The following is a 12,446-nucleotide window of genomic DNA, read 5'->3' on the forward strand; positions in this document are numbered from 1 at the left end:
AGAGCTAGGATGGTGTGAACTAGTGTAAAGTGATGAGTGAACTTACCAACGTAATAAATAATGGATTAATAACATCTCTAACTACTTAATGAAATGAGTGCACGAAAGTGAATGAGGGTGGTAACGCGGCTAACGTCGTCCCTTGAAAATTAAGCATAGTTTGAGGTGTTTTTTTATTGAATAGGAGGAAACATGGTGAATTACAATCATAACGAGATTGAAAGAAAGTGGCAGCAATATTGGGAAGAGCATAAAACATTTAAGGCTAGTGATAATTTAGGTCAAAAGAAATTTTATGCTTTAGATATGTTCCCGTACCCTTCAGGAGCAGGTTTACATGTTGGTCATCCAGAAGGCTATACTGCAACTGATATTATTTCTCGCTACAAACGTATGGAAGGATACAATGTATTGCATCCAATGGGATGGGATGCTTTTGGTCTTCCAGCGGAACAATATGCATTAGATACAGGTAACAACCCTAGAGAGTTTACACAACACAATGTAGATACATTTAAACGTCAAATTAAAGAATTAGGCTTCAGTTATGATTGGGATAGAGAGATTAATACCACTGATCCTGAATATTACAAATGGACACAATGGATATTTATTCAACTATACAATAAAGGTTTAGCATATGTTGATGAAGTTGCAGTAAATTGGTGTCCAGCATTAGGTACAGTGTTATCAAATGAAGAAGTTATAGACGGTGTATCAGAAAGAGGTGGACATCCAGTCTATAGACGACCAATGAAGCAATGGGTATTGAAAATTACTGAATATGCTGATCGTTTATTAGAAGATTTAGAAGACTTAGATTGGCCAGAATCAATTAAAGACATGCAGCGTAATTGGATTGGTCGTTCAGAAGGGGCATCAATTCGTTTTGACGTGGAGGGCTTCAATGACACTATTGAAGTATTTACTACACGTCCGGATACAACATTTGGAGCATCTTTCTTAGTTTTAAGTCCAGAACATGAATTAGTTAATAAAATTACGACAGAAGATAGAATAGATGCTGTAACAGCTTATCAAAATGAAGCAGCTAAAAAATCTGATTTGGAACGTACAGGTTTATCTAAAGAAAAATCTGGTGAATTTACAGGTGCCTTTGCTGTTAATCCATTGTCAGGTGAACAGATTCCTGTGTGGATTGCAGATTATGTATTGTCTACTTACGGTACTGGTGCTGTAATGGCAGTACCAAGTGGTGACCAACGTGACTATGAATTTGCACAAACGTTTAATTTACCAATTAAAGAAGTAATTGAGGGCGGTAATCTTGAAAAAGAAGCCTACACAGGTGATGGCCCACACGTGAATTCTGGTGAGCTAAATGGTTTATACAATAAAGAGGCAATTGAAAAAGCAATTGAATTACTAGAAAGACAACAAGCTGGCGAAAGAAAAATCAACTATAAGTTGAGAGATTGGTTGTTCAGTCGTCAGAGATATTGGGGTGAACCAATTCCAGTAATTCATTGGGAAGATGGCTCAATGTCAACAGTGCCAGAAGAAGAATTACCAGTATTATTACCTGAGACGGATGAAATTAAACCATCTGGAACTGGTGAATCACCATTAGCAAATATAGATGAATTTGTTAATGTTGTAGATACAGAAACAGGTATGAAAGGCCGTCGAGAAACAAATACTATGCCACAATGGGCTGGTAGCTGTTGGTATTATTTACGATATATTGATCCACATAATGATAAAATGCTAGCAGATCCTGAAAAATTAAAACATTGGTTACCAGTAGATTTATATATTGGCGGTGTTGAACATGCAGTGTTACACTTATTATATGCAAGATTTTGGCATAAAGTACTGTATGATTTAGGAGTCGTACCAACTAAAGAACCTTTCCAAAAATTATATAACCAAGGTATGATTTTAGGTGAAGGTAACGAAAAAATGAGTAAATCTAAAGGTAACGTCATTAATCCAGATGATATTGTACACAGTCATGGTGCCGATACATTACGTTTATATGAAATGTTTATGGGGCCATTAGATGCTGCAATTGCTTGGAGTGAAAATGGTTTAGATGGTTCTCGTCGTTTCCTTGACCGTGTTTGGCGCTTATTTGTTAACGAAGATGGTACTTTAACAACAAAAATTGTCGATACAAATGATAAATCGTTAGATAAAAGTTATCATCAAACAGTTAAAAAAGTTACGGAAGACTTCAACTCATTAAACTTTAATACAGCAATTAGTCAATTAATGGTGTTCATTAATGATTGTTATAAAGCTGATGAATTATATCGTCCTTATATTGAAGGGTTTGTAAAAATGTTAGCGCCGATTACACCACATATTGGTGAAGAATTATGGTCGAAACTTGGATATAATGAAACAATTACTTATCAGCCATGGCCAAATTTTGATGAATCACTACTTATCGATGATGAAGTTGAAATTGTTGTTCAAGTTAATGGCAAAGTACGTGCGAAGTTAAATATTCCTAAAGATACTTCGAAGGAACAAATGGAAGCTCTTGCTTTTGATAATGCTCAAATTAAAGCTGAAGTTGAAGGCAAAGATATTAAAAAAGTTATCGCAGTTCCTCAAAAATTAGTGAATATTGTAGCTAAATAATATAGATTGGAGTTTTTAATAATGGAAACTATAACTATTGAAGAATTAAAGAGTAAGATTATTGATTCAAATCCAGTTCATATAGTTGATGTTAGAACTGATGAAGAAACGGCAATGGGTATTATACCAAATGCTAAAACAATTCCAATGAATCAAATTCCAGAGAATTTAAATTATTTCAATGACCATGACACTTATTATATTATTTGTAAAGCAGGTCCAAGAAGTGAAAGAGTTACTCAATATCTAGAAGAAAATGGTGTTCATGCGGTGAATGTTGAAGGCGGTATGAATGCTTGGGGTTCAGATGGTCTAGAAATTAATAGTATTTAAGTTAAAAAAGCTTTTGATCGTTTTTAAGACGGTCAAAAGCTTTTTACATTTATATGTTAAATTGGGCAGCATTTGAACCGGCAACATGGCCAGTAACTAATGCACTCGTGATATTATAACCACCTGTATAACCATGAATATCTAACACTTCACCACACAAGAATAAACCTGAATTCAATTTGGACATCATAGATTTCGGGTGTATTTCTTTTAATGAAACACCACCACCTGTCACAAAGGCTTTATCTATAGGTAGTGTGCCGTTTACGGTAAACGTGAACCCTTTAAATAAATTTGCTAATGTCAGCAGTTGTTTATTGGAAAGGTGATGAGCGGTAATATCAGATGGAATTTCTGCTTGTTCCAACATAAATAACAAATAGCGTTCTTCTATAATTCCATGTAAACTATTTTTTATCTGTTTATCAGGTTCATCAGCTAATAGTGATTGTATTTTTTCTGTTACTGCGTTAATTGACAAATTAGGAAAAACATCAAGTTCCATAGCAACATCAGTTTTCTTTTGATTTTGTTGTTCTTTATAGACAAACTGACTACAACGTAATGCTGCTGGTCCGCTTACACCAAAGTGAGTAAAAATCATATCCATTTGATGCGTAATACGTTGCTTACCATTCTTTTTTAACACGCTTAAGCCTACATTTTTTAAACTTAAACCTTTTAGCTGTTTACTTTTAATAAATGGCTCAGGTGACGTTATTGGTACTTCGGTTGGGAACAGTGTTGTAATTTGATGACCTAATGCTTTGGCAAATTTGTAACCATCGCCTGTAGACCCTGTTTGAGGTACGCTTGTCCCGCCAGTAGCAATAATAACTGTATGACTCGTAAATGATTTGTTGTCATTAAGTTGAACTGTAAATAGATCATTAGCATTTTTTGTAATTTCTGTAACAACACTTTCCTCTAGAATTTCAACATTATTGCGATGTAATGTATTAACGAGTGTATCAACAACATCTTGTGCTTTATTAGATACTGGGAACATACGTCCATGATCTTCTTCTTTTAATTTGACGCCACGACTTTCAAAAAATTCGATAATCGATTCATTATCAAAAATTGAAAAGGGACTATATAAAAACTTTCCGTTGCCGGGAATGTTTTTAATTATTTCTTCGTAGGGCAGTCTATTTGTAACATTACAACGGCCACCACCAGAAATTTTTAATTTTCGACCCAACCCTTTCTTTTTTTCTATTAATAGTACTTTGTCATGGTTTTGGCTAGCTGCAGCAGCTGCCATTAAGCCACTAGGGCCACCGCCTATAATTATTGTTTGATACATTAGTTAGCCTCCAATTAGAATATACGTTTATTTTAAAGCAATATATGTTTGGAAGCTAGTGAACTAATAATGTTTACTTGCTTTGTCAGCAATTAGGTATATAAACTTAGCTGTGTTAAACACAATGAATTTTGATTTCTTATTATTTTATATGTTAAATGAACTAATAGAATTATATTTAGAAGATAATAATTGTTACAATGGTTTACGTACTTTACTAATTTAAGTTTAATTTTACTTAAGTATTGATTTATTTTACACAGTAATTGTATGCTATATACATTTATATTAAAGTGTCGTACTGTTATAACGTAATGATAGGTGATTATATCATTACATATTTTTCTAATTGTCTAATTATGTTTTGACCAATTTCTAACATAATAAAAAGGCCTTTAAATAGTGTCTTTCAAACTGTCGGCAAAGTTTTTACTTTGTTGGCAGTTTTGTTGTGCACGCTTTCAGCGGGCACTGCTTCAGCCTGTAGTCTTCGGCGAGTGCGATTCCCGCAGGAGTCGGCCCAAGTCACTGCCAATATTATAGAAAAGACCTTAGGAGGACTAATATCTAAAGTCTATTTACTGACAATATAATAAGAGACTATCAACAAATCTTCTGACTTTGTTGGCAGTTTTTTGTGCACGCTTTCGGCGGGCACTGTCTCAGCCTGTAGTCTTCGGCGAGTGCGATTCCCGCAGGAGTCGGCCCAAAGCACTGCCAATATTATATAAATTCAACACTGTTGCTGTTTATTATGTTAAATAAAGCAATTGATAAAAAGATTAATATGAAATGATTGCTATCTCTGAAGGAGTTTCTTATAAACATTGTTATAGTCCTTTAAATAGGGCATTTTTATTTAAAGTTAACGTTATATTATTAATAGCAACACAACAAAGCCACCTAGTTATAGGTGGCTTTCAGTCATTAAATATAGTTATTTCGCAAAATGTATTATATTTCGCTATTGGAGAACTTTCTTTATATTATCAAATATTAATCGCTAATGTAGCTAATTTAAAAAAGCAGAAAAAAATAGATTAATTAAAGTAAAAAAAGAGCGATGAATCGAAATAATCACAATGAGTGTATTGAATGATTATGTGTAATTAATTTAATGAAGTTAAATTCGTTTTAAATTTTTTACTTTTTGAAGCTGAATATTTACTAAGTAGTGAAATTGCCTAGTAATATTATATAAAATTATTCTAATATTATATTTATAAAGTGAGTTTGACAACATATATATAAATCTTAATGATTTATTAATTTTTTTGAGGTAGATTTAATGTATATAAACACAATTACTGGCAAAGAGATTGAACAGTTAAGCAATCGATACAGTAAGATAATATTTATATATATTTATTAGAAATTTACTGTTATTACATAGTATTAGAAGTTATAATATTAAATAATTTAAATTGTACTTTAATATTAAGAGCTTATTAATTAGTTGAATATATTTATAGAAATTTTAAAAATAAAAGAGGGATATTATGGATTATAGCTATAAAATTCATGAAAAAAATGTTGAAATTAATGAAAATTTAGATGAAGTTAAAGTGATATATATATTATCAGGTAAGGCAGAACTACATGATAAAATTTCAGTTGAACATTTTGAAGAGAATGAATTTTTGATTATTGAGCCTTATACCTCTCCGAAACTTTTAGTTACTACTGGCATTGTGATGGAAATAAGCATTAATAAATTTAGTTTTAACCGTTTTTCGTTGTATAAAATGAGGCAGTTGGATGTCGAAAGTCAACAATTAGATTTAGCAATAAAGAAACAATTTTTAGACACAGTTATTTATTTGTATGAAGAGGATTTCTTTAATGCCGATATTAATGTAGTTAAACTTATTAACTATATTAGGGCTGCGCAATACTATTCACAAGACAACTTAGGGATTAATAATAATTTGATCAAAACGATTTTGAAATATATTTTTGAACATCACAAAGAAAATATAACATTATCTAAAATTTCTAAGGTTTTTTATGTTAATCCGAGTTACTTATCGCGTGTTTTTTCTGAAGAAATGAATATTTCTATCACTAAGTACATTATTAAAGTTAAAATTTATCGCTTAGCCGTAGAAATGTTAACAATGGATACAACTAAAGATTTGTGGAGAAATTATGGTTATAAATCATATTCTACATTCTCAAAAAATTTTAAAAGTGTATTTATGAAATCACCGGAACAATTTTTGGAAGATTATAAAACGCCTGATGTTAAAGAAAGCTATGACTTTAAGTTGAATTTTGATTACCTCAAGCAATTATCTCAAAAGATTGATAATGCTATACAATCTTAATGTCGTGGTAATTTCTTCATTAAGATATTATCATAATAATACATAACTGCTGATTTTATTATGTTGTTAAAATTATCGCTAATAAAACATGCATTATTCATATAAATTTAGGAGGCTGGGATAATATTAATTTGTCCTAGTCTCATTTCACATTGATAAGAGCTGACTGTATTGAAAATACACTTCAAATCAATCTTTTACAATGCTAGTCATCTATGCAGGGGTGCGACGACGAAATCTTTCTGTCCCACTCCTTTTTCATATTTATATTTCCTTATTATTAATATGTTTGTATTACTACATAATATGACTTATTTTATGTTTAAAAACATGATAATATAGATTTTTCAATATAACATCAAACGTTTGTATGAATTGCAACATAAGGGAAAGTTGAATTTGTAAACACGCTTTTAAAAAATAGTTATAACTAGTCAAAGTAATGAACACTTATATATTTATCTGTGTTATTTTTATATATGTATAACTTTGAAAAAAAGTGTGTATAACGTTATCATTGAAGTTATGATTTTAAAATTAAATTGAGATAGGAAGATATAAATGAGTGAAAGTAAAGAATTGGTTCGAGGGACCTTTCTCATAACATTAAGTATTTTAATTACTAAAGTTTTAGGTGTCCTTTTTATCATTCCATTCTATGCAATAGTTGGAGGAGAAGAAAACCTTGCACCATTTAACTATGCTTACGCACCTTATAATATTGCAATTGCTGTAGCAACTGCAGGTGTTCCGTTAGCAGCTTCAAAATATGTATCAAAATATAATGCGTTAGGTGCATATAAAGTCAGTCAAAAATTGTATAAATCCAGTTTTATAGTGATGACCGTAACTGGAATAGTAGGTTTTGTCGTACTATACTTTTTAGCACCGACAATTGCTTCTATCACATTAGCACAAGATTCAAAAGACTCAGGAGGTTGGTCTGTTGCTGATATCACTTGGATTATAAGAATAATTAGTGTTGTAGTTATCTTTATTCCATTATTAGCTACATGGCGTGGTGTGTTCCAAGGCTATAAGTCTATGGGGCCTACTGCAGTGTCAGAAGTAACAGAACAAATTGCGAGAATATTATTTATTCTAATTGGTAGTTATGTAGTGTTAAACATTATGAATGGTTCAGTATTACTTGCAAATGGTGTGGCAACTTTTGCTGCAGCAATTGGTGCCATTATGGGTATCTTTACGCTATGGTATTACTGGCGTAAACGTAAACCAAATATTGAGAAAATGGTAGCCACTGATGATACGGGTATCACGGTATCTTATGGCAAAATGTACAAAGAAATAATTTCGTACAGTATTCCATTTGTTATTGTTAGTTTGAATTTTCCATTATTTAATATAGTCGACCAATTTACACATAACAATGCCTTAGGTTTGGCAGGCGTACCACAAGAATTACATGACCAATTCTTTACTATGTTAAATATGACGACAAATAAAATAGTTATGATTCCAACGTCACTAGCATCTGGTTTTGCTGTCAGCTTAATACCATTTATTACGAAAACATATGCTACTGGACAATTAGACAATATGCATAGACAAATCAGAACGTCATTAGGTGTTTTAATGTACATTACGGTGCCAGCTAGTCTAGGTATCATGGCATTAGCATTGCCGTTATATAATGTCTTTTATAGTTACAATGTTGAAGGTAGCCACTTACTCTTCTACTATGCACCTGTAGCAATATTAATAGCATTATTAAGTGTTACAGCATCAATGTTACAAGGTATTGATAAGCAAAAACTTACGGTATTTGTAATTCTTGCTGCTGTAGTGATTAAGATTGTATTAAATACACCGCTAATATATATGTTCCATACATCAGGTGCTATTTTAAGTACAGCGATCGCGTTGCTTTTTGCTAATATTTGTAACTTTGTAATTCTTAAAAAATATGCGAAATTCAACTTCAGTGAAACTTGGTTACATTTTGCAAAAATCTTTTTATTCGGTTTTATCATGATGTTAGCTGTTGAATTAACTTACTTCATTTTACAATTTATAGTTTCTCCAGAAAGTAAAATGGGAGCATTGATAATAGTTGTAGTAGGTGTAATAGTAGGTATTTTAGTTTATGGCATAATTACGATGAAAACACATTTAGCAGACCAATTTTTAGGTGAAATACCAAATAAAATACGTCGTAAACTAGGTGTGATTAAATGAGAATAGATAAATTTTTAGCTAATATGGGTGTCGGAACACGTACTGAAGTTAAACAATTATTGAAAAAAGGTAGAGTGACATTGAATGGTACTGTTGAAAAGTCAGCAAAAACGAATGTCAATGCGTTAGAAGACTACATTGCTGTTGATAATAACCATATTGTTTATATTGACAAGCTTTATTTGATGTTAAATAAACCACAAGGTTATGTGTGCGCTACTGAAGATAATCAACATCAAACTGTAATAGATTTATTTAAAGACTATAAAGATTTTCATATTTTTCCAGTAGGAAGATTAGATAAAGATACTGAAGGTCTACTTCTTATTACAAACGATGGTGATTTTAGCCACCAGTTAATGAGTCCTAATAAACATGTGTCCAAAACTTATGAAGTCTTATCAGAAAAAAGTATTACAAATAATGATATAGAATTATTTAAAACGGGTATTGAGTTACATGATGGATTAGCTAAGCCTGCTACTTTGGTAAAAGCACAAGAAGAAAGGAAATCATTTGTAACTATTACCGAAGGAAGGTATCATCAAGTTAAGCGCATGTTTCATGCTATAAACAATGAAGTACTTGCGTTAAAGAGAATCTCAATAGGAGATTTACAACTTGATGAACAGTTAGCTGTCGGCGAATATCGTCATTTAAAAGAGCAAGATTTTGAACAATTAGGAATAAAATAATTAAAGAAGGTGTAATTTTATGTCAAGATTATTAAAAGCAGTTGTAGGTATTGGGGGCGCAGCAGCAGCTGTCGTACTTTCTAAAAAAGAAAATAGAGATAAGTTGAAAGGTGAATACGACAAATATAAGTCAAACCCAGAATCTTACAAACAAAATGCTAAAGATATAGCAAGTCAAATTAGCAGTAAAGCAGGTGAAACTGTTAATGAAGTAAAACAAGACCCTAAAGGATATGTCAACAAAGTGAAACAAGATCCTAAAGGCTATATCAATGACCAAAAAAATCGTTTTAAAAATGTAAAATCTTCAGATGAAGATCAAATTGATGAAGCTCGTTTCACGGATGAAGGTGCAGCTGATCCATCTAACAACTTAAGAGTTGTCACTGAAGAAGAATTAAAAAACAACAAAAATAAATTTGACAACGATGAAAAATAACAGTTATTAACTAAAAGCCTAACTCACGTATAAATGAGTTAGGTTTTTTTAATATATTAATTAAAATATAACAGTTGCGATATTACTTGCTATAACAAGACTCAACTGTTTTTGTATTAATGTTACAGTAAAAAAATCAAAATAATATTGTCATCTCGCTGTAGTTTATGCGTAACATCATGTAAAATATATTTTAAACTAGTATTTAAGAAAGAAGTGGATCGTAAATGTGGAAAGACAAAGTTCTAGCTTATGAATCACAAATTATTGATGATTTAAAAGGCTTATTAGCAATAGAGAGTGTTAGAGATGATAGTAAAGCATCAGATGCATATCCTGTTGGCCCTGGGCCACGCAAGGCATTAGATTATATGTATGAAATTGCTGAACGTGATGGTTTTGGGACACATGATGTTGATCATATTGCTGGAAGAATAGAAGCAGGTGCTGGCGAAGATGTGTTTGGCATCTTATGTCACGTTGATGTCGTTCCAGCTGGTGATGGCTGGGACACAGATCCTTTTGATCCAGTTGTAACGAGCGATAAAATAATAGCACGTGGCACATTAGACGATAAAGGACCAACAATTGCTGCTTATTATGCAGTTAAAATTTTAAATGAAATGAACGTTGACTGGAAAAAACGTATACATATCATTATTGGAACCGACGAAGAATCTGATTGGAAATGTACTGATCGTTATTTTGAAACAGAAGAAATGCCAACATTAGGATTTGCACCTGATGCAGAGTTTCCAGCGATACACGGTGAAAAAGGTATAAGTACGTTTGATGTCATCCAAACAGCAAAAGCTGAAGACATTGATGAACCTGATTATGAATTGTATAGCTTTGTATCAGGTCAGCGATATAATATGGTACCAGACGAGGCAATTGCCAAAGTTTTAGTGAAAGAAAATATGACTGATGTCATTCAAAGCTTTGAAAATTACTTACAGCAAAATCAACTAGATGGTACAAGCACAGTTGATAGTGGTGTTTTAGAATTAAAAGTTTTTGGTAAAGCAGTTCATGGTATGGATCCATCAAAAGGTACGAATGCAGGGTTATATTTATTAAACTTTTTAGCAAACTTAAAATTAGATAAAACAGCATCTAACTTTGTAGCATTTAGCGAACGCTATTTGTTTAAATCAGACTTTGGAGAAAAAATGGGTATGAAATTCCATACTGATGTGATGGGAGACGTCACTACTAATATTGGTGTTATTAATTATAATAACCAAGAAGGTGGTAGTTTCGGTATTAATTTACGTTATCCTGAAGGGTTTGAATTTACTAAAGCACTGACACGTTTTGAAGAAGAAATTAATGCACTTGGATTTGATATCGAATTAGGTAAAAATCAGTCACCGCATTATGTAGATAAAAATGACCCATTTGTGCAAAGTTTAGTGGAAACTTATAGAAACCAAACAGGTGATCATAGTGAACCATATGTTATTGGTGGTGGCACTTATGCGCGCAACTTAGATAAAGGCGTAGCATTTGGTGCTATGTTCAAAGACACTGAAGACTTAATGCACCAAAAAAATGAATATATGACTAAAAAGCAATTACTTGATGCAACTAGTATTTACTTAGAGGCATTATATAAATTATGTGTGGAGGGATAACTATGACTAAAGTTTTAATTAATGAACAGTTAGTTGAAGAACATGACGCAAACGTACCATATAACGACAGAGGGTATACTTTTGGAGACGGTATTTATGAATATGTACGTGTGTATAATAATAAATTATTTACTGCGAAACCACATTTTGAACGTTTATTAAGAAGTGCCAAAGAAATTGGTTTAGAACTTAACTACACAGTTAACGGTCTTATTGATTTAGTACAAGAATTAATTGTCGCAAACAAAATTATTAATGGTGGCGTGTACATACAAGTGACACGTGGTGCTGCTCCTCGTGATCATGCCTTTCCGACACCTTCTGTAAAAGCAAATATTATGGGATTCACAAAAAGTTATGACCGACCATATAAATCCTTAGATGAAGGTATTAATGCAATTACAACTGAAGATATTCGTTGGTTACGTTGTGATATTAAAAGTTTGAATTTATTAGGTAATGTTTTGGCTAAAGAATACGCAGTTAAATATAATGCACAAGAAGCGATTCAACACCGAGGCGAACAAGTTACTGAAGGATCATCTAGTAATGCATACGCTATAAAAGACGGTGCAATTTATACGCATCCAATTAATAATTTGATTTTGAATGGTATTACAAGACAAGTAATTAAAGAAATTGCTGAACAAAATAATATTCCTTTTAAAGAGGAAGCATTTACCGTAGATTTCTTGAAAAATGCGGATGAAGTTATTGTTTCAAGTACTTCAATTGAGGTTATGCCAGTTGTTAATTTAAATGGTGAAGCTATTGGAAACGGTAAAGTTGGCCCAATTACACGAAAATTACAAGAAGGTTTTACACATTATATTGAGAATGAAAGTGCAGTTCCTTTAGAAGCTGAAAGATAATTTAACATATTTATGTCAGTTGAAA

At 32.0% G+C, this 12,446-nt stretch carries 10 protein-coding genes; 9 read left to right on the forward strand and 1 reads right to left on the reverse strand.

The window, feature by feature from the left end; all coding sequences use genetic code 11:
* Positions 1-192: 192 nt before the first annotated feature.
* Positions 193-2,610 carry a leucine--tRNA ligase gene (leuS, locus tag KA845_RS11010; protein WP_167868103.1) on the forward strand — a complete coding sequence of 806 codons (2,418 nt, stop codon included), beginning with the start codon at positions 193-195 and terminating at the stop codon, positions 2,608-2,610.
* A gap of 21 nt (positions 2,611-2,631) precedes the next feature.
* Positions 2,632-2,943 carry a rhodanese-like domain-containing protein gene (locus tag KA845_RS11015; protein WP_002510589.1) on the forward strand — a complete coding sequence of 104 codons (312 nt, stop codon included), beginning with the start codon at positions 2,632-2,634 and terminating at the stop codon, positions 2,941-2,943.
* 49 nt (positions 2,944-2,992) lie between these two features.
* Here KA845_RS11015 and KA845_RS11020 read toward each other — a convergent pair whose 3' ends face one another.
* Positions 2,993-4,252, reverse strand: a complete 1,260-nt coding sequence (locus KA845_RS11020; RefSeq protein ID WP_002510590.1) for a BaiN/RdsA family NAD(P)/FAD-dependent oxidoreductase — start codon at positions 4,250-4,252, stop codon at positions 2,993-2,995.
* A gap of 792 nt (positions 4,253-5,044) precedes the next feature.
* Between KA845_RS11020 and KA845_RS11025 the strand changes: the two genes are divergently transcribed.
* The 7 genes from KA845_RS11025 (at position 5,045) to dat (ending at position 12,421) form a co-directional block, all read left to right on the forward strand.
* The gene (locus tag KA845_RS11025) at positions 5,045-5,296 is read left to right on the forward strand and encodes a hypothetical protein (RefSeq protein ID WP_021459811.1); all 252 of its coding nucleotides are present in this window, start codon (positions 5,045-5,047) and stop codon (positions 5,294-5,296) included.
* 455 nt (positions 5,297-5,751) lie between these two features.
* Complete coding sequence (locus tag KA845_RS11030) at positions 5,752-6,579, forward strand: helix-turn-helix domain-containing protein (RefSeq protein WP_002510186.1); 828 nt, start codon at positions 5,752-5,754, stop codon at positions 6,577-6,579.
* 561 nt (positions 6,580-7,140) lie between these two features.
* Positions 7,141-8,778, forward strand: a complete 1,638-nt coding sequence (locus tag KA845_RS11035) for a putative polysaccharide biosynthesis protein (protein ID WP_210128083.1) — start codon at positions 7,141-7,143, stop codon at positions 8,776-8,778.
* On the forward strand, positions 8,775-9,473 hold the full coding sequence (locus KA845_RS11040) for a pseudouridine synthase (protein WP_002510188.1): 699 nt from the start codon (positions 8,775-8,777) through the stop codon (positions 9,471-9,473). The genes KA845_RS11035 and KA845_RS11040 overlap by 4 nt, the downstream gene beginning before the upstream one ends.
* Positions 9,474-9,492: 19 nt before the next feature.
* A complete protein-coding gene (locus KA845_RS11045; protein WP_002510189.1) occupies positions 9,493-9,912 on the forward strand; it encodes a YtxH domain-containing protein in 420 nt (139 codons plus the stop codon).
* A gap of 227 nt (positions 9,913-10,139) precedes the next feature.
* The gene (pepV, locus tag KA845_RS11050; RefSeq protein ID WP_107373989.1) at positions 10,140-11,549 is read left to right on the forward strand and encodes a dipeptidase PepV; all 1,410 of its coding nucleotides are present in this window, start codon (positions 10,140-10,142) and stop codon (positions 11,547-11,549) included.
* 2 nt (positions 11,550-11,551) lie between these two features.
* Positions 11,552-12,421: a D-amino-acid transaminase gene (gene dat, locus KA845_RS11055; protein ID WP_002510191.1), complete on the forward strand. Its 870-nt coding sequence runs from the start codon at positions 11,552-11,554 to the stop codon at positions 12,419-12,421.
* Positions 12,422-12,446: the final 25 nt, after the last annotated feature.

It is taken from the genome of Staphylococcus sp. GDX8P114P-2 (assembly GCF_017892945.1).
GTDB classification, from domain to species: domain Bacteria; phylum Bacillota; class Bacilli; order Staphylococcales; family Staphylococcaceae; genus Staphylococcus; species Staphylococcus arlettae.

Excerpts from the sequence above, each read along its gene's own strand:
- leuS (WP_167868103.1), top strand. The coding sequence starts at position 193 with ATGGTGAATTACAATCATAACGAGATTGAAAGAAAGTGGCAGCAATAT.
- KA845_RS11015 (WP_002510589.1), top strand. The coding sequence starts at position 2,632 with ATGGAAACTATAACTATTGAAGAATTAAAGAGTAAGATTATTGATTCA.
- KA845_RS11020 (WP_002510590.1), bottom strand. The coding sequence starts at position 4,252 with ATGTATCAAACAATAATTATAGGCGGTGGCCCTAGTGGCTTAATGGCA.
- KA845_RS11025 (WP_021459811.1), top strand. The coding sequence starts at position 5,045 with ATGATTGCTATCTCTGAAGGAGTTTCTTATAAACATTGTTATAGTCCT.
- KA845_RS11030 (WP_002510186.1), top strand. The coding sequence starts at position 5,752 with ATGGATTATAGCTATAAAATTCATGAAAAAAATGTTGAAATTAATGAA.
- KA845_RS11035 (WP_210128083.1), top strand. The coding sequence starts at position 7,141 with ATGAGTGAAAGTAAAGAATTGGTTCGAGGGACCTTTCTCATAACATTA.
- KA845_RS11040 (WP_002510188.1), top strand. The coding sequence starts at position 8,775 with ATGAGAATAGATAAATTTTTAGCTAATATGGGTGTCGGAACACGTACT.
- KA845_RS11045 (WP_002510189.1), top strand. The coding sequence starts at position 9,493 with ATGTCAAGATTATTAAAAGCAGTTGTAGGTATTGGGGGCGCAGCAGCA.
- pepV (WP_107373989.1), top strand. The coding sequence starts at position 10,140 with ATGTGGAAAGACAAAGTTCTAGCTTATGAATCACAAATTATTGATGAT.
- dat (WP_002510191.1), top strand. The coding sequence starts at position 11,552 with ATGACTAAAGTTTTAATTAATGAACAGTTAGTTGAAGAACATGACGCA.